Annotated in this window: 7 protein-coding genes, 7 pseudogenes and 1 other annotated feature; of the genes and pseudogenes, 5 read left to right on the top strand and 9 right to left on the bottom strand. The window is 64.8% G+C overall.

Features of this window, described 5'->3' with window-relative positions:
* Positions 1-335: 335 nt before the first annotated feature.
* Complete coding sequence (locus tag ACLF3G_RS23705) at positions 336-1,313, bottom strand: toll/interleukin-1 receptor domain-containing protein (protein ID WP_430671864.1); 978 nt, start codon at positions 1,311-1,313, stop codon at positions 336-338.
* Between the two features lie 360 nt (positions 1,314-1,673).
* On the opposite strand from ACLF3G_RS23705, the pseudogene ACLF3G_RS23700 reads away from it, so the two are divergent.
* A pseudogene (locus ACLF3G_RS23700) lies at positions 1,674-1,877 on the top strand (transposase); the annotation flags it as partial.
* A gap of 233 nt (positions 1,878-2,110) precedes the next feature.
* Here the strand turns inward: ACLF3G_RS23700 and ACLF3G_RS23695 are convergent.
* Positions 2,111-7,531 (bottom strand): DUF7379 domain-containing protein, encoded by a 5,421-nt coding sequence (locus tag ACLF3G_RS23695; RefSeq protein WP_430671863.1) that lies wholly within the window; start codon positions 7,529-7,531, stop codon positions 2,111-2,113.
* 223 nt (positions 7,532-7,754) lie between these two features.
* Positions 7,755-7,940, bottom strand: a pseudogene (locus ACLF3G_RS23690) (transposase); the annotation flags it as partial.
* Positions 7,941-8,330: 390 nt separating this feature from the next.
* Between ACLF3G_RS23690 and ACLF3G_RS23685 the strand changes: the two are divergent.
* The 4 genes and pseudogenes from ACLF3G_RS23685 (at position 8,331) to ACLF3G_RS23670 (ending at position 12,306) form a co-directional block, all read left to right on the top strand.
* Positions 8,331-9,641, top strand: a complete 1,311-nt coding sequence (locus ACLF3G_RS23685; RefSeq protein ID WP_430671862.1) for a DUF4062 domain-containing protein — start codon at positions 8,331-8,333, stop codon at positions 9,639-9,641.
* 51 nt (positions 9,642-9,692) lie between these two features.
* Positions 9,693-9,843: pseudogene (locus tag ACLF3G_RS23680) on the top strand (IS3 family transposase); the annotation flags it as partial.
* A gap of 41 nt (positions 9,844-9,884) precedes the next feature.
* Positions 9,885-10,440 (top strand): annotated as a pseudogene (locus ACLF3G_RS23675) (IS3-like element ISMtsp5 family transposase); the annotation flags it as partial.
* Between the two features lie 393 nt (positions 10,441-10,833).
* The gene (locus ACLF3G_RS23670; protein ID WP_430671861.1) at positions 10,834-12,306 is read left to right on the top strand and encodes a toll/interleukin-1 receptor domain-containing protein; all 1,473 of its coding nucleotides are present in this window, start codon (positions 10,834-10,836) and stop codon (positions 12,304-12,306) included.
* A 223-nt stretch (positions 12,307-12,529) separates the two neighbouring features.
* On the opposite strand, the gene ACLF3G_RS23665 is transcribed toward ACLF3G_RS23670, so the two are convergent.
* The 6 genes and pseudogenes from ACLF3G_RS23665 to ACLF3G_RS23640 all read right to left on the bottom strand — a co-directional run bounded on the left by ACLF3G_RS23665 (position 12,530) and on the right by ACLF3G_RS23640 (position 18,211).
* Complete coding sequence (locus ACLF3G_RS23665) at positions 12,530-12,976, bottom strand: hypothetical protein (protein ID WP_430671860.1); 447 nt, start codon at positions 12,974-12,976, stop codon at positions 12,530-12,532.
* Between the two features lie 64 nt (positions 12,977-13,040).
* The gene (locus ACLF3G_RS23660) at positions 13,041-13,283 is read right to left on the bottom strand and encodes a hypothetical protein (protein ID WP_430671859.1); all 243 of its coding nucleotides are present in this window, start codon (positions 13,281-13,283) and stop codon (positions 13,041-13,043) included.
* Between the two features lie 214 nt (positions 13,284-13,497).
* Positions 13,498-14,247 (bottom strand): annotated as a pseudogene (locus ACLF3G_RS23655) (hypothetical protein); the annotation flags it as partial.
* Positions 14,248-14,486: 239 nt separating this feature from the next.
* A pseudogene (locus ACLF3G_RS23650) lies at positions 14,487-15,716 on the bottom strand (IS3 family transposase).
* Positions 15,316-15,432 (bottom strand) — a sequence feature (AL1L pseudoknot). Its footprint overlaps the pseudogene before it by 117 nt.
* 48 nt (positions 15,717-15,764) lie before the next feature.
* Positions 15,765-16,687 (bottom strand): annotated as a pseudogene (locus ACLF3G_RS23645) (helix-turn-helix domain-containing protein); the annotation flags it as partial.
* A gap of 45 nt (positions 16,688-16,732) precedes the next feature.
* On the bottom strand, positions 16,733-18,211 hold the full coding sequence (locus tag ACLF3G_RS23640) for a hypothetical protein (protein ID WP_430671858.1): 1,479 nt from the start codon (positions 18,209-18,211) through the stop codon (positions 16,733-16,735).
* Positions 18,212-18,224 lie beyond the last annotated feature (13 nt).

Here is an 18,224-nt window from a genome sequence, read left to right as displayed (position 1 = left end):
CGCTGCCTCAAGCGCTTCGTGGCCCGCGAGATCTTCGGCTATCTCTGCCGCCCGCCCGGCCCGCCCAAAAATGCTCCAGCAACCGCTTGACCGATATAGGAGCTTCAGAGCCTAAGTTTTTTATGAAGATATTTGAGGCCAAGCTTCGACGCAAAAAGTTGGTCAGTGCTGGCGATTAAGAGGTACCCGTCGCCAGTCGATCGCCCGGCACCCAGGAGTGCGCTACGCAATGCCGACGCCGAATTGCAGGTTCCGCTGCTACGCATTGCGCCGATCACCAAGTGGCGGCCCGGCCTTATTGAGCCTTGCTCCGAACCCACCCAACACAGCAGACTTTAAGGGCACTCCGTGAAGCCGTTCGCTTCCCGGGTTCCGTTCGGGCACCAGGCCAAAAGTTGTCTCACGTAGGCGCCGCGGGACGTCTGGCTAAGCGCCCGGATTTGGGGTAGGGCTGCGTTTGCGGCCTGCGCGGTCGGGAACTCGATTACGCTCCGATAGGATCCTTGCCGGCGATAAATCGTTGCGCTCGGAAATCCGTTCTGCTTAGCCCGATCCACTTCCGGCCGCGCCGCCGCAGCGCTATTGTCGGCGCCGAACACGACGAGCGCGGCGACGGGCGCCACCGGAAGTGCGGAAGACGCCTCACCACGCTCGCGATTCGAGCCGGCGATGTCGTGTGTTGGGGGCGATAGCTGCGGAGGGAGCTCCCATGGCCGCCAGACGAGCGCAGCGACGAGAAGAGCGGCGGCCGCGAGCCCCCCAGCCGTCGCGAGGCCCGGTCCCCAGGGCCGTCCCATCCCGCCGGTAGCCGGCGGCGCGGCTGTCTCGCCCGGACCAGCCGGTGGAGCACCCTGCCGGGGCAGCCGGTCAATGGCTTGGGCTAGCTGGTCCAGATCGTAGGGCCACCGCCGGTCGCTCAGCTCCGCCGCGTTCCGCCGCGCGAGCGGCCTGATCTCCTCGGGTAGCTGATCGGGCGCGGGCATCCTGGCACCTCCGACCAAAACTGGGATGATCGGCATGCCGCGACGCAGGGCAGTGGCTGTTTCCAAGCGTACGACATCGCCCGGGTCGTCGAGGCGGCGAGCGCCCGCCTCGGCGGCTACCCAGGCGGGTCCAATTATCACGAGAGCGCAGTCGGCGCGGTGCAGCGTTTCCTTAATGGCGTCGAGGAAGTCGACGCCTGGTCCCATGCTGTTGATGTCCTGGAAGACGTTCTCCGCCCCGAACCGCTCAGAGAGATCGTCGACCAGCCGGCCGACCCATCCCGCGCTGTCCTCGCGTCGGTAGCTTACAAAAATTATCGGCCGTTCCACGGGCAATCCTCCTCAGCCGACCACTGTGCGCCCGGGGCCGCGGGCGGCCTCGCGGCGCTCCCCCAAAGCGCTGTTCCCGGCCCGGCGCCGAGCGGGAGGCGCGGCGCTCCTCGCGCGGGCGTTGGAGCAGGTCCGATACATGGCCTGCGGCGACCAGTCCGCGGCCGCCTTCGGTTGGGGCCGACCCCTGAAAACAGCGGCCGGGGCCGCCTTGTGGCGAAAGGTCGCACATGCGGCACAGAATGCGCCTTCGTTGGGCAACTCCTCGCCGAGGCGCCGGATCTGGCTGCGGCTGTCGCCGCCGCCAAGGACCTCCGTCGCGTGCTGCGTCGCGAGGGTGGCGAAGGTCTCGAAGCCGCATTGGTCGCCGCGGAGCGCACTTCCCTCGCCAGCTTCGCCGCGAGCCTGCGTCGTGACGCCGATGCGGTGCAGGCCGCGCTCGAGCTCCCCTGGACCACCAGCCCGGTGGAGGGCCAGATCAACCGCCTCAAGATGATCAAGCGCACCATGTACGGCCGAGCCGGCTTTGCCCTCCTCCGTGCCCGCGTGCTCCACGCCGCGTGATGCCGAAATGGCAGCACGGGAAGTGCGGAAGAACCCAGCTCTGAGTGGCAATCAACACCGATGCGCCAGAGCCTCCGCTAACCAGCCGCGACCCCTGTCTCAAAGCATTCGACGACGGACAGGCGTGCGGGCAGCCTGAGTGCGGGGCGCAGGGGACCCGAGAATGGCAGACATTTTCCTCAGCTACGAGAGCGATGACGGCGCGACGGCGCGGCAGTGGCATGCCTCGTGGCTCAGGCACGGTCCTCACCACGTTCCCGCACCGCCCGCGCAAGCTCTTCCAGCGCCTCGATCATTTGGCGAAGCCCATCCCGCGCCGCGACCTGGCCCTCCATCTCGAAGGCGCCGCGCAGCACGTCCGCCAGGAAGTCGAGCTGGTCCAAGGCCGATGCGAACATGAGCCTGGAGCCGTTCCGCCGCCAGGGGCGGAGATAGAGATCCAGCGCCTTGTCAAACCCCTCGCCTGTCGCGAGGGCCCGCAGCACCGCGGCATCCGCCTCGGCGATTCCGTCGAAGAAGTCGCCGCTTTGCGCATAGCGTGGCGCGGCCATGGCCACGACCTGCGCGATCAGCTGCATCGCCGGCTCGAGCGTCGCCTTCGGGTCGCCGAGGCGCACCAGCAGGATGATGGCGGCGGCCTGCATCGACAGGTGGTAGGGCTCGACAGGCTTGGGGTCAGTTGGCTTGGGATCAGCCGGCTTAGGCTCGGGCGGCTTCGCCGCCTCCGCATAGGCCTTCTGCATGTCCCGAAGCGCCGCAAGCCGTTCCGCGCCGGTCCGGAGTTGCGCCAGCCGCTTATGGCAACTGCCCAGGAGCGCGTGGCGCTCCGCCGTCGGATGCCCGATCCCGACGAGGCTCTTGAGCTCCTTCACGGAGGTCGCGATGTCCTTCTGCGCTTGCTTGACGGCCTCGGCCGCCCAGTCGGCGTCGCGAACTCGGCGGATTGCAAGGCGTGCGCGCAGATTAGCGCGCTGTTCGATCACCCGCACCGGCATGTCCGCCCGCTCGGCTTCCATGGCCTTGTTGTACCAGCCCAGGGCCGGCTCCAACTCACCCAGGTCGGCGAAGGTCTGGCCGAGCTTCGCGGCGACCTCGGCATGACCCGTGAAGTCGGCCCCCTTGCGCTGCGCGCCCACCCGGACCTGCTTCAGGCGGTCGAGCAGTTTGCCGAGATCGCGTTCGGTGCCCGTCGCGGCCGCGCCGCGAATCTCGTCCAGGGCCTGGAGAACTTCGGCCGGCGAGGCGAAGTCGCGCAGTACCGGAGCCTCGGCCTTGCTGATTCCCTTGTGCAGCTGCCAGTCGGGCTCGCCGTAGCATTGGTAGGCGCCCCAGGTCGTCGTATAGCCGTAGTCCCGGTAGATGCGCTGGCGCGCCGCCTTCACCGTATCACCGAAGGTGCCGCCGTCGAGCAGGCCGCGATAGAAGGTGTCCGCGAAGGTCTTGGCGGCGGCATCATCCACCGCCCATCCCGCCGCCACCACCGCGCGCGCACCCATCTCGATCAGCTGCACGGAAACGGTGGCCGCCAGCTGCGGCAGGCTGCCCCCGCGGGCACGGAAAACCTCGGCGGCGCGATCGATGGCCCCGACATGGCAGCAGTTCACGAAGGCCAGTTGCGGCGGCACCGGCATCTGGTCGAGCAGCGCCGGGCTCAGGACGAAGGGGCCGCCCAGCACGATACCGGTCTCCTCCGGCCCGTCGGGGCTGAATCGGTGGCGGACCACGCCGTGGGCTGCGATGTGCACGATCGACCAGGCATCCTCGTAGAGCAGGGCCAGGATGCGGGCCGGGCTGGCATCCTGGCCGGTGACCAGGGTGACCTGGTAGCCATGGACGGCGAGCAGGCGGGCCACCACCTCGGCCTCCTCCCGGGCGCCGGGCAGCGGCGGGAAGCCCTTTGTCGGCACCGCGGTGGGATCGCCGACCACCAGGGCGCGCCGATAGGACAGCGCGGCGGCCCGCGGCCGGTCGCGGAACCGCCGGCGGATGAGCTGCCGGATGGCGCCGGCCCGCACCGCCGGCGGCATCCGCCCGCCCTCGGCTTCGCTGCCCGGCTGGACCTGCCATGGCCGCCGGTCGTCCAGCATTTCCCACGGAAAGGACGCGGTCTCGGCATCCAGGATTAGGCGGAGATTGCGATCCTCCTGGCTTCGCTCCTTCAGGCTGTCCGGCCAGAGCAATTCGAACAATGCGCGGCCCGGCGTGCCGAATTGCGGGGCTGCGCCGGACGACCCGGCGACCTGTTCGGCGAACAGGTCGATGACGCGTTCATTATACGCCAGCGACAGCGCCTCGACCCGCGCCCGGCCCGAGGGGGCCGAGAAGTTCAGCGTGCGCCGGTCGCCCTCGCCCTCCACCGTGACCTGCACCGGCTGCCACCAGCCCGGGTCGCCGGTCGATGCCAGTCGCCGGGCACCGCCATCGCGCGACTGAATCCTCGGCACCAGCTCGATCTGCAGCTGCCCGGCATCAGGGCTGGATTGGAGGCGTTGCAGCTCGTGCCAGATGTCGATGGCGCGGTGTTCAAACAATTCGACGATCTGCAGCTCGGCAATGGCGCCGGCCTCGCCGAGCGCACGCCGGGCGCGCGCCGCCGCCCGCACCAGGGCGCCCACCGCGTCGCGGGTCGAAACGCCGCCCTCGCCGGCGCCGACCAGGACCGTGGACAGGGCCCGGCGACGGCGTTCGGCCTCGCCGCGCGCGATGCGCTCCTCCTCCTCGGCCGCGTCGAGATGCAGGAAGCCGCAGAGATAGACCTCCTCCAGCAGGCCACCGGTCAGCTCGCCGGGCACGCCGAGGCCCATGACGATAGCGCCCTCGGGCCGATGGCGGCGATCGAGCATCACCTCCGCTGAGCCGCGCGGCCCCGGATAGAAGTCGAGCCGTTGGCGGGCGGACAGCCGCCCATCCATGAGCCGGTCGATCGCCCGCTCGGCCCCCGAAATGGTATCGCCGATGTAGTGCCCGACCATGACGGGATAATCGGCCATGGCGACATGCCCATGCACCACGCTGACCTTGATCCGCGCGGGCGGCGGCGGCGCCGCCGCGGCCCGCGTGCCGCCCAGGGCGGCGGCGGCGAGTTCCGCTAAATCGGGCTGGATTGGCGGGATCTCCCGCAGCAGCGGCGGCAGGCCGGTGCCGCGCTGCGGCGTGGCCGGCGGCCGATCCGACAGCAGCTGTGTGGCGGCGCGCTGCAGCAGTTCCACGAGGCCCGGAAAGGCATCGGCATGGCGTGGCAGGTCGCCATGCGCCGCGGGCACGAACCAGCTCCGCATGCCCGCCATGATGCCGCTTCGCCACGGCACCCGGCCGTCGCCCTCCGCTGTCATGGCGAAGCGCAGCGGGTCGAGCGCAGCCCCGTCCGCCAGCAGCCGCTCGGGTGTCGGTGCCTGGCCGGCGACGTACAGGACCTTCTCCGCGGCGAAGGGCGCGGCGTCGAAGCGGTCGCGCATCGCGCGGGCTTGGGCGAGGTCGTCCTGATCGGGCAGCACCCAGCCCGCCCGGTCCGGATCCAGGCCCTGCAGTTCCTTCCACGCCGCGAGAGAGAACAGATCGAAGGCCGGATCCCGCGGCAGCATTTCCAGCAGGGCCGGGAAGCGGGCGATGACGGTCAGCAGTTCCTTCGCGTTCTGCGTGATGTCCAGCATGTTCAGGGTCTGCAGCGTCCGGTCGCGGCCGAGCAGCACGAGCGGCACGGCATGGGAGCCGCCATTCGGTGTCCCAAGCATGATGAAGCGGTTGTCTTTGCTGGCGTGGAACCTGTCCCCCACCATGCGGTCGCCGAGCGCCGCACGGGCAACTAGTCCGCCCTGCGAATGGGCGAGTATGCGGACCGGGCGGTCGGTCCGCTTCAGGGCATCCTCCAGCGCGCGGCGGAACAGCAGGCCGGTCGCCTCGATCGACAGGCGCCAGTCATAGGCCCAGGGCACCACGTCATGCGAGGCGGTGAGGTACCGGCAGAGGCCGCCATAATATAGCGCGATGGGGCCGCCCGGGCCGACCTTCTCCGCCGCCATGCCGATCCGGGCGCAGCCGCCGAAGGCCATCTTCAGCGGATCGAGCCAGACCCGCTCCCCATCCACCGTCAGGTGGCTGCCCATGATGCCCGGCAGCACGAAGACGAGCGGCCGGCGCGCATCGTCGCGGGCCGCGGCCAGGGCCGGCATGGCCAGGTCCTGATCGGGCATCAGCGCCTGGAACCCGGCGGCGTCGTCCCTTTCGCGCAGCAGGCCGCGCACCAGCAGGGCCGCGGTACGCTCGTTGCTGAAATAGGCGAAATGGCTGACCGCCGACCCGCGATCGGTGAAGCTGCGCGCGCCACCATCCGGCCGCCGCATGCCGCCATCCATAGAATTCGTGTTCACCACCAGGTCGTGGTCGGTCTGGTAGAACAGGTCGGTGGCGAGGATGGCGAGGCGGCGCAGGAATCCCTCGCCCTCGATGTCGCCGCGAATGGCGGACAGGTCCGCCTTGGTGACCACATCGGGCCGGTTGAGGACCTGGACCAGCGGCAGGCCCGGCATCATGGCCTCCAGCCCCGGCAGCACCGAGGCGTCGGCCTTTTCCTTCACCACGGCGATGGTCAGGGCCTTCAGCAGGTCATAGGCCTCGGCGACCGCCGGAATCGGAACCAGTGTGACGAGAAGGCCCAGCGCGTTCAGCAGGCCGTTCAGCCAGAGGTCGAGGCGATCCGAGGCGAGGATGGTGCCGCGGGCCGGGCAGGCGACGCGGACGAAGCGGTCGACGCTGATCTTCCGGTCCGCCAGCAGGGCGCCGAGCTGGTCGAGAAGGCGCTGCGTGCCGGCATCGAAGCGGGCCTTCTCCTCCGCCGTGAAGGCGGCGTCGCGCCCGACAAGCTGGCCGCGGCACAGCAACTCACCCACCAGGCCGCCACGGCTGTGGCTGACCAGGTGCACCTTGGCCCCGGCCGGCAGGGCCTGCAGCGCGTCGATCGCGTTCTGCACCGGGCTGACGGTCAGCGTCCGATGTTCGAGGGTGAGGATGCGGTTGCCATAGACCTTGGTGAGCTGGCTCCACTCGGTCTCGCGCCCGGCCAGGCCCGAGAAGCTGCCCATCGTCGAGGACGCCGTGCCGTGCAGGAACAGCAGCCAGGGTTGCTCCGAGACCGGCAGGGGAGCGCCGATGGGGGTCAGCGTGGCGCCGTCCCAGTACTTCATCCCGGGCTCTGGGCACTGGCGGTCTTCCACCGCCTGGCCGAGGCGGGCGGCCACATGCTGCCCGACCACGCCGACCAGCGGCTTGAGGCCGAGGACGCGAATGCTGCGCAGCGCCCAATCCACCAGCCCGCGCTCGCCCGACCCTATCGGCAGGGCGGCCGGTATCACCACGGCAGCGGCCTCGCCGCGCGCGACGGGCAGGCCGAGCCGCGCGGCCAGATCGTCCGCGCGGACGAAAATCCGCGCGCCGCCATCGAGTTCGAGCTCCACCACGTCTTGGTCCGCGACCTCGGCCGGCAGGCTGATGGCGGCGCCGCGCAGGGCGCCGGTGCGAAAGGCCTCCTCGACCTCGATCTGCAGCCCGGCATCGGCGAGGGCCTGTTGCGCCTCGGGGCCGACGGGGGACATGGCCTTCACGGCCGGGTCAGGCGCGCCGTGCACCAGGATCTGGACCATGCCCGTCGTCACCCCCATCCGACGATCCGCCGCCGCAGGCACGGGGATCGCGACATGAACTCGTTACCTCACCGTGTAGCGGAACTCGCGCGTCCTGTAACGAAGAACCGAGAGCCTGTCCGCTGTACCGCCCACGGATGCTGAGACACCGAGCTGCAGCCTATGCGGCGAGAGCCGCGGATGAAAGCTGATCCTGCCGAACGGCGGTGGGCGGCCTGAAGCCGTGTCGCTCGATCAGCCAGGCCGCTGACTTGCCGGAGAACACCGCCGCCAGCATCTCCATGGCCTGCCGCTTCCATTCGCCGACCATCGTCTGATGAATGCCGTGCTTCGCCGCCAGTTGCGCCGTCGTCAGCTCACCACGCAGCGCCTCCAGCGCCACCTTCGCCTTGAAATCCGCCGAATACCGCGTCCGCTTGCCCGTCATCCGGGTCCATCCTTCTCGCAGGCGAACCGAGCTTAACCACCTGTCCGAGATCCAGGGACCACCTCAGTCACAAGGGTGCTGACACCGGTCACGTCCGCCGCCGCGATGCCGCCAGTGGCCTTGTTTTACTCCGCCACGCTGGCCTGGTTTTGCTCCGCCGTTGACACAGAGCGGAGCGTAGGCGGGGCCGGACGGCCAAGCCTGCGTCGTACTCGCCTCAATTCGTTACGAGTGGGATTGCCGTGGGATGCGGCGTTGACGATCATGGTGGCCATGAATGGCAAATTGGGTCCAACCTCAAAAGCCGAAGGCTCGCCCTCCTCGGCAACCTGCCGACGGCGCCAGACGGGCTGACCTGTGCAACGACGTGCCGCTCGAGCGAGGAAGATCATGCGCATTTTCGTCTCCTCATCCTTCGAAGATCTAAGGGAGCACCGCTCTGCAGCGATCCGGGTTCTGAGACAGCTGGGGCATGAGGTGCTGGCGATGGAGGACATGATTGCCGGATCGGCGGCACCGCTGGCCAAGGTCATAGAAATGGTCGATCGCAGCGAGGCTTATGTCGGGATTTTCGCATGGCGCTACGGCTACATAACTGATGAAGCCGCTGACCCTCAGAAGCCTGCACTGATCAACATCCCCGTCGTGGGAGGGGCAATTCACGGCCAGACCTCCATTACACACTACGAGTATCTTCGCGCAGTGCAGCGCAAGCTCCCAATCATGGCCTTCCTTCTCGACGAGCAGTATCCGTGGCCGCCGCATTTGATCGACGGTCACGACGTGATGCGTGCTCAGGCACCCAAAGATGCCAACAAAATTCGCGCTCTCAGGCAGATGCTACAGCAGGAGCTGGTCGTATCCTGGTTCACTACGCCGACGGACCTGGAGGCACGCGTCAGCGCTGCGGTCACGATGGCCGGTCTAACGCGCCAGCTTGACCTACAACCAGCGATGGCACTCGGCCCGAATGCCGGCACCCCAGGCGATACCTCTGCTGGATACGGCATCACGAAAGCCATCGTCGCCGCAGGCGATAACCAGCGCGCCTTGAAGCTCGATCTTGCGACGACGTGGTGGTCTACACGCCTCTATCTAATAGCCACACTTGCAGAACGGCTGACTCAGGCCCGACGCATTCTTGTGGTCAACACAACTCTTACAAAATCGCCGGCGGCCGCGGGTCTAGCGGTACCCACGACGGCATCACCCGTCGAGGAGCGCTTTGTTGGGCAGCTTTCCGTGAGCGCAATCCTTTCCATCATCGGTTCCAGGTTGCCTCAACTCAACAGATTCTCGCAATGGCTGCGGGAACGTCCAATTGAATACAACGCGGTGGACGCAGAGATCCACGAACTACTCGACGGCTGGAGTGCTGCATTCAGCGATCAGCTTGGATCACACGCCAACGAGGAAGCGGCGAAGGTCGACATAACCGCCGAGCTGTTGCGTCGCTGGTTTGGCGATGCCCTGCTGCAAGATCCAATGCACATCGCCGACCTGCAACGGGCATCGGTGGTCGATCTGCTTCGCCTGCTTGACTACCCAAACGACTACGTACCTGTGCTCACTCGCCATATTGCCGCCCAAGAAGGCGAGCCGACGATCGAGCGCGTGGATGTCGTGGACAAGAGCGCATTGAATGCAAGACTCGCGCGAAGCTACCTGCTTGAATTGATGGATCGCGCACGGATTATCTGACTGAACCGCCCCAAGTTTGCTGGAGGCTCCAACAGTTGAGAGGATGGGGTCATGAAAAAGAAGACGTCGAACCGATTTTCGCCTGAGGTCCGGCAGCGTGCGGTGCGTATGGTGCTAGACCACGTTGGCGGATTATGCATCTCGATGGGCTGCATTCGCCTCGATAGCAGCCAAAATTGGATGTACCGCCGAGACGCTTCGGTAGTATGTGCGGCAGACGGAGCGCGACGCAGTCCAAAGGCGTGGCTTACGGACCTCACCACCACCTGGACTGGCGAGGGCCAAGCGGCGGTCTTCGTCGCCGTCGACCATTGCAGCGCCGAGTGCGTCGGCCTCCACGCCCGGAACGCGAATTGCTTCAAGCCCTCGAGCCGCTGCGCTGGAGCGTGCGGCGCTGCTTCGGCGGCTTTGCCAAGGGCATCGCGGCGGGCCTCACCGTCCGCCACGACCACGGCTCGCAGTACCTGTCCGATGTCTTCCAGAGGGAGCCCCGTTTCCGGGCCATCGAGGTTTCACCCGCCTTCGTCCGCGCGCCGGAGGGCAATGGCTGCGCGGAACGCTTGATCCGCACCTTGAAGGAAAACCTGCTCTCGGTGCGGACCTTCGACACCGTCGAGGAGCTGCGGCAGGCGCTGATCGAGTTCCGCGAAATCTTCAATGCAACCTGGCAGATCGGGCGACACGGCTTCAGGCCGCCGGCGCTGTTTGACAGGATCAGCTTTCATCCTCGGCTCTCGCCGCATCGGCTACAGTTCGGTGTTTCAGCATCCGCGGGCGGTACAACAGTCACGCCTTTTGAGGGAAGGATCGCCAAGAGCCGCCACCTACTGCGCAACAGAGCCGGCCGGATGTAGACGAGTCACGTCTCGGTGTGACGTGAAGCTCGGCTTCCCCTCCGGCAACTTAGTTGCCTTATGCTTCCGGCCGTATTCCGAGTTCAAAGTGTTTTTTTTGGAGCGAGAAGCCGATGCCTTGCAGGTCCGCAGGCGGTAGGGAACCCTTTGAGTGTACGGTACAGGGTGTAAGCCCGCGTCCTGCGTTTATATGATCAGCCGCCGCTCGACACCGAACTCCCTCATCAACCTTGAGTATTGTTTAAATTCGCGAAGCATCTCTGAGACCAGCCGATGGCTGAGACAGCCCCCAGACAGTTTCATTAGCCGTCTGCAAACCTTATTGAGTGGAGTCTGAAATGAGCATCGGTGTCTTCATATCCTATAATCATACTGATGCACCGATTGCGGTGGCATTAAATCAAAGCCTGCTAGCCCTTTCGCCAGAGCTGAGCGTGTTCATAGACCATTCAGGTCTCGAAGCAGGTGATGAGTATGAGTCTAAACTAGCGCGCTCGATCAGCGCCTCCCAGTGGTTCCTCATCGTCTGTAGTGGGGCACCGCGCCTCGAACGAGATATGGGCTGGTGCCTGTACGAAGCAGGCCAATTTAGACAAAAGTTAGTTTCGGAAAAAAGTGAAAGTCTGATCAAGAGCCGGCTGGTTGCAATTCATGATGATAAGAGGCCTAGACAGCTTTCGCATTTTCAAAGCACTTTTATTTCCGGCCAAGACCGCCTGGGCCGGCCGCTTGATCTCAGGCCCAATATCGAAGACAACATCGCATTCGAGAATACTGAGTTATATTTTTTGTTCGAGGCGATTATCAGGCGATCGCGGGAAGAACCTCTTCGCGATCTATCTGACACGAACGTCCGAAATTTACTTCGAGAAGGCACTAAAAAGGTGATCCGCGCCTTCTTGGACATGCAGGCTGAAGAAAAGCTGCCAGAGATCGTACTACAGCCTCGCATCTCTTTCAGACTTCCGCCGACTGTGGGACGTAAACCCGTGTTGCTGACGGCTGACACCAAAATTACAAGTTACGAATCATCACTTAGCAGTATCTTTGGAATCAATGGCGCCGACACTACTTGGGGGGAGATAAAGCTTCAGTGCCAAGGCGAAAATGGAAATGACGCGGCATGGGTGACCGATATCGAAAAAGCGGCCGGGCAAGTTTCCTTGGATTTAGTTCCGGAGCAGCCTGTTGGACTGTGTGTCTCGAAATCGGATGGAAAATTCTATAGAGTTCTTCTAGCGCGATATGAACCGTTCAAGAGCAAGGCTCGCACCTGCTATGCCGTCTTCATCCCGACTCGCCCTCGTGGCTTTGACTTGCGACAGCGAACATCAATTCTGTTGAGTTCGCTCATTCTTGCGATCCGGTTTAGGCAGAGGATCCTCCCCTACATGGAGAAAATCGAGGCTGCACCATGGAATGCAAAACCCGATAAAGTATTTGCATTAGAGAAGGAGTTAACACAGATAGAAACCGAGGCGCAGGAATTCGGGCTTGTGCTTTCAGACAGCAAACATGACGATCCGCCGCTCCTTGGAATTCTTAGGGAGGGCGAGTCGAAGCAGTTCGTGGAAATTTGCATCGCATCTTGGAAGCAAGGGAGGCCAGCAGTTGGCACTGCGTTCAGCGAATTACGCTCAACTGACGGCGAGCCGCCGGCACTAGAGGTGTTAGAAAAAGTTCAGGAATATATTCTTCGGGAGCTCCAGAAAATCAAACATGTAAATGGGCGGTTCATCCAAATTCTTGCGGAAGAACTTCTATTCACTGAGCGAGTGGGCGTCGGTGAAGAAAGCATGCGAAAAGCTTAGCAGCCCGTTCCCGAATCGGGCCTATGTTGATTCTGTCGCCGTCGGGCGGTGGTGACGGCTCCAAAGCTCCTATATGGTCGAGTTGTCCTCGAGACCCGACCGGATGAAAGGTTGCGCGGGCCGGCGGCGGCCTGCGGCACGAGCGGCACCAGTCCCCAGCCTGCCGGTGCGTCAACAGCGTGGATGCCGATTGACAGGAGGAGCCTCATGGAAAGGTTGTTGTTCATACGAGACTCTGAAGGCGCGCGACGATTGCCCGTGGAAGACGCGCATTGCCAAGCCGAAGCGCGATGGCTTCCTGCGCTGGTACAGCGATGATGCAGCCCGCCGCGCCGCGGTCAACGGTGCTGTCGCGGAAGTGGTGGGAAATCGGAGTGGCGGAGTCTCCGGCGAGTTCAAAACGCAAATCCTGGTGTTGTCGCGCCGGGCGGAGACCACGCCATGGAGCAGGATAGCGTTCAAGGGTTGACCTGCCCCCGATTGGGGAACCACGAAACATGTGGTTCACTACCTGGCCACGGCGCCTGAGTTCATGCGTCACCCTGTGGTAGCCGTACCCGGGGAACTCATCTTGGCTGGTGCCGATGAGCTCCTCCAGCTCGTTGTCCTCTAATGCGGCATCGCCCTCCTGAGCTTGAAAGTAGTAGCTGCTGCGCGGTAACTCGATCACTTGGCACCCCCTTCGGATGAAGCAGGCCTGGGGCCGGTGATGATCGATGATGTTTTGCTGTTGCTCACGAGGCGCAGGCGCGGCGTTTTTTTGCCAAGTCAAGCTCCACTGTGAGCTGACCGACCTCGCGTTCCAGCGCGGCGATCCTGCCCTCGTCCTTGTTAACGATAGAGGCGTCTGCCTTCTCGCTGCTGAGCTCTCCACGGTTGTACTGGGTCAGCCAGAGCTGAAGCAGATTGGTTGACAGGTTGTGGTGCCTGGCCGCATCTCGGCGGCCGATGGCGCCGCTGCGGATGTCCTGGCACAACTGAAGCCTGAACTGCGGCGAGCGGCGGCGGTAGGGGCCTCGGGACGATACGACCTTCTCCTGATTGAAGGCCCGGCCAGCGTGTCAGTTCCAGAGCGCCAAGTGGTCCAGCCGCAGGGGCTCACTCCAACGCCGGATCAGTTCTCAGCAAACCTCCACACTAACGTTCAGAAACCACAGACGCGTCCGAAACTCCGTGCGAAAGCGGCAGATTTCACCTTAGTTCGTCCTCGTATTTTTTCGAAAGAGACCAGCCAAAATCCGGCTTACCGCCCCTCATTCCAGTCTGCTGCCGACTCAGGAAACCTAGGTAACGGAGCTGCTCAAGCCGATAGTAGAGATCCGTTTGAACCGATCTAAATTGGTTGATTATCTCTTCCTGCGGAATATTGACCCGAGGCCCTCGCTGACGAGCGATAAAATCTACGATGTCGCCTTGAGTCGCTCCGATGCGGGCCCGCTTAGCCCCAAAGGTCGCCTTAACCTCCTGCTCAACGTCATCGTCGAAGAACGACTTGTTCTCAACGTATGCGGCGAGGCGGCTCATATGGCCGACGGCAGCAAGGCGGTTCCTGCTGGACCAGCCGAGGGTTTCGTTTACCTGTTCAAGAAGCTGACTTAGGGCTACAATATCCTGCAATTGGCCGCCCGCAGCGCCCCGAAATGGGCCGGGGATATCCTTATCCTTAAGGCCTCCCCCAAGCAATGGTAATGTCTTTTTGGCCTGCGACCATGTCGCCCCGAGCTCGAAAAGCACCCACTGCGACGTAAGACTGTGTGGCGTGAGTATGCCGATGACAATTTCGGAAGATGCAAGTTCCTGCCGGAGCGCATCTGGCGCCATAGCTCCTAAATCGAGCCTATAGCCAGGAACAGATGAGCAACGGATCGCACCTGTTGGAACGGTCATGGCCGCATCTATCATCGTGATAATACGTTGCGCTATTCCAACGTCCTCGTGGGCGTGGCTGATGAACAGCTTGATGCAATTAGCCACAGCGGTGTGATCCTCCCCCTTTGAAGTGATCCGCCTAGAAGTTGGGTTTATACCGGAGTGGTCCGGCCCCCGTCTCTGGTCCGGGTCTACGCAAGTTTTTGGGCTGGTTGACCATGGTCGGCGAAGGCCCTCGGGGTCAAGTTTCCCAGGGCTGAATGCGGCCGCTCTGAAACGCCCCGGGTTCGCCGGAGGCCGGTGAGCTTGAGTCAGGCCGCCATGGCGGCTGGCTCGAGCTGAGCGTAGTAGCGGGCCTCGGCCTCGGCTGGCGGCATGTTGCCGATCGGCTCGAGGAGGCGGCGGTGGTTGAACCAGTCCACTCACTCCAGGGTGGCGTACTCGACCGCCTCCAGCGAACGCCAGGGGCCGCGGCGCCGGATCACCTCGGTCTTGAACAGACCAATGACGGCCTCGGCGAGCGCGTTGTCGTACGAATCGCCGACGCTGCCGACAGAGGGCTCGATCCCGGCTTCCAGAAGCCGCTCTGTGTACCGAATCGAAACATATTGCGCCCCCCTTGTCGCTATGATGGGTCAGGCCGCCCCGCGTCGGACGGCGTTCATGCAGCGCCTGTTCCAAGGCATCAAGAACAAACCCTGCATGCGCCGTCCGCGACACCCGCCAGCCGACGATGCGGCGGGCGAAGACGTCGATGATGAAGGCCGCGTACACGAAGCCCTGCCACGTCGCCACATAAGTGAAATCCGACACCCACAGCACGTTCGGCTGCGGCGCCCGGAACTGCCGGTTCACCTTGTCGGTCGGGCAAGGCGAGGCCTTGTCGGCCATCGTGGTCCTGGTCTCCTTGCCGCGGACCACGCCACGCAGGCCCATCCGCCGCATCAGGCGTTCCACGGTACAGCGGGCCACCGCGATGCCCTCGCGGCAGAGCTGCCGCCAGACCTTCCGCACGCCGTAGACGCCGAAGTTCTCGGCATGGACGCGCCGCACCTCTGCCAGCAGCAGCGCGTCCCGCTGCGACCTGGCCGAGCCCAGGGCGGGATCGGCGCGCTGCGCGACAAGGGCGTGGTAGGTCGACGGGGCGATCGGCAGCACCCTGCAGATCGGCTCGACCCCGTATGCCTCGCGATGATCGTTGATGAAGGCGATCATGGCTTTGATCGGCGGTCGAGCTCCGCCATCGCAAAATACGCCGACGCCTTGCGCAGGATCTCATTGGCCTGCCGCAGCTCGCGGTTCTCCCGCTCCAGCGTCTTGATGCGCTCGCGCTCCTCCGTCGTCGCGCCAGGCCTCTGGCCCGCGTCGCGCTCGGCCTGCCGCACCCACTTCCTGAGCGTCTCCGCGGTGCATCCAATCTTGGCTGCAATCGAGGCGATTGCAGCCCATTGCGAGGCATGATCGCCTCCATGGTCCAGCACCATCCGCACCGCACGCTGCCGGACCTCAGGCGAAAAGCGGTTCGACGTCTTCTTCGTCATGACCCCATCCTCTCAACAGTTGGGGCCTCCAGCAAACTCGGGGCGGTTCACATCGCTGGCCGCCATGGTGGTGCACAGCTTCCAGGCGATCACGTAGCGGGAGAAATCGTCGAGCACGGTGGAGAGGTAGAACCAGCCCCAGCCGATGACCTTGAGGTAGGTGAAATCGGTCTGCCACAGCTGGTTGGGCACGGTGGTCTTGGTGTGGAATTCCTCGGCCGCCTTGACCACGATGTAGGCTGGGCTGGCGATCAGGTCATGCGCCTTGAGCAGGCGATAGACCGAGGCTTCGGAGACGAAATAGCGCGCATCATCGGTGAAGCGCACGGCTAGTTCGCGGGGCGAGAGTTCGGGCTCGGCCAGCGCCAGGTCGATGATCTGACCGCGCGTTGCATCGGCGATGCGGTTCCAGACGCGATCTGGGCGCGAGGGGTGGTCGGCCAGGGCTTCTGGGCCGCCACGCTGGTGGCGGTCATACCAGCGATAGAAGGTCGCTGGCGGGATGCCCAACTGGCGCAGCGTGCGCCGCGCGGGCAAGTGAGACTGCTCGACGAGGCGGATGATCTCGAGCTTCTCGGCGGCGGAACATCTCATGTGCGGTCGTCCCCAGCCGCGATCATGCTTTTTTTAAGCAAGCGCAGCTCGAGCGCCTGTTCGGCGACGACCTCTTTCAGAGCACGGGCCTCGTGGCGGAGTTCCTTGACCTCGTCGGTGGTCGCGGCGCGCGCTGTATCGCCGGCCAGGCGGCGCTTGCCGGCTTCCAGGAACTCCTTGGACCAAGCGTAGTAGAGGCTCTCGGCGATGGCCTCGCGGCGGCACAGGGCGGCGATGCTCTCCTCGCCGCGTAGCCCTTCGAGGACGATGCGGATCTTGTCCTCGGCCGAGTGGTGCTTGCGGGTCGCGCGACGAATGTCGCGCACCAGCTTTTCGGCGGGCGGCTTGGCGGCAGGGGCGGAGGATTTCTGGCTCATCTTCACTCTCCTGGGGGTTACGATGAGCCAGAAATCCTCCTTTCCTCAACATCGCCGTTTTGTCTCAAGGGTGCTGACGTCGGACACGGCCAGCACCATGTTCGAGGTCACGGATTGCGGCTCGATCAGGCCCGGCGAGAACGGCGCCTGCAGCACCCTGGCAACCCATCGCCGATACGCGTCCTCACTGAGCCGGGCGCCGATCGCGGCAATGCCAAGGATCACGCCGAGCGGCGGCAGTACCGCTCCAAGAGTGGGCGCGAGGGCGGGTAGCGCGGTCGTCAGCCATTGGCCCAAGGGGTTCTCGGCGCGGAGCCGATCGGCGAGCGCGGCTGCCGCGGCGATGCTGGAGCTGGCCGGCGCCGCGCTGTCGAGCGGGGCCACGACGGTCGAGAGTTCCGCCAAAAGAAGCCGAGCGCGCTCCGCCTGCGGTGCCGGCAGGGCGTTTGCCGCCGCGGTGAGGAGCGGCCTCCAACGCGCGAGCTCCGCCGCCGCGCTGCCGCTCGTCACGGAGGCGGCGGGCGGCGCCGAAGTTGCGGAGCCTGTCAATGGCGTCGCCTGCACCGTAGCCGCGCCGGGCGACTCACGGCCGGTCCGGGCGCGGGCCGCGCGGAGGCGTTCATCGAGCCGGTTGAGTTGATCCGCCGTGACGTCGAGCGCCACGAGCCATTGGCGATGCTCCGCCTGCAACTCCTCGACCACAAGGTCGGTGAAAGCCACCACGGCCTGCGGGTTGCCCGACGCGATTTCGGCGGCGACGCGGTCGACGCCGGACGCCAGCGCCCGCAGCTTCTCCGCCGTGCGATCGTAGAGATCAGCGTTGCTGCGATCGCGATAGAGATTTTCGCGGTCGATGACATAGGCGCTTACCGCCGTGGCGAGGACGCCTACGACAAAGAGCCATTCGGTGCGGACGTCGAACAGCAGGGAGAACGCCGCCGCGCTCGCCAGCGCGGAGAGGGCAAGGGCGACGCCAGTCCAGAGGCTGGTGATCCCGGCTGAGGAGCGATGGCGTTCCGCGCGTCGCGTATAGTACTTGCGCTGGTCTTCCAGGAGATCGGCACAGACGACGTCCAGAGTCTCGCGAGCCGGTCCAGGCCCAGCAGCCGCCGCGAGCCGCGCGAGCGTTGCAAATTTCTGGCCGCGGGCGAGTTCGGCCTGGGACGGGAGCGCGCGCCAGCGTCCCAGCCGGTCGCCGTCGCGCACGAACTGGCCACTGATCGTGGCGAGGATCGTGAAGACTGTGATTGCCACGCAGCAGACCCAGGTTGCCGTCTCGATCTGCGGTTTCCATGCCGACCACGTCTGTCCGGCAACCGAGCCGGCGAGGATCAGGCCGCTGAGAACACCGACGCCGAGAACAAGGAGATTGAGCGCGCCGAGCAGGCGGAACAGCCAGGTCTGCTGGCGAACGGCCATCGTATCCCGCTCGGGGAACTCGGCAACCCGCGACCGGTATTCATTCGAGCTTGTGATGGTCCGCAGACTCGGCACCGCGGCCGCGTCGTTTGCCGGAGGTGTCATGGCTTGCCCTTAT

Origin of the sequence: Falsiroseomonas sp. HC035, from assembly GCF_050563525.1 — a bacterium.
GTDB lineage: Bacteria > Pseudomonadota > Alphaproteobacteria > Acetobacterales > Acetobacteraceae > Falsiroseomonas.
Note: the sequence above shows the minus strand (reverse complement) of the source record. Positions and strands in the feature narration are given on the sequence as shown.

What these genes read in the sequence shown, in the direction of transcription:
- ACLF3G_RS23695 (WP_430671863.1), bottom strand. Translation starts at nt 7,531, where the DNA reads ATGGGGGTGACGACGGGCATGGTCCAGATCCTGGTGCACGGCGCGCCT.
- ACLF3G_RS23685 (WP_430671862.1), top strand. Translation starts at nt 8,331, where the DNA reads ATGCGCATTTTCGTCTCCTCATCCTTCGAAGATCTAAGGGAGCACCGC.
- ACLF3G_RS23670 (WP_430671861.1), top strand. Translation starts at nt 10,834, where the DNA reads ATGAGCATCGGTGTCTTCATATCCTATAATCATACTGATGCACCGATT.
- ACLF3G_RS23640 (WP_430671858.1), bottom strand. Translation starts at nt 18,211, where the DNA reads ATGACACCTCCGGCAAACGACGCGGCCGCGGTGCCGAGTCTGCGGACC.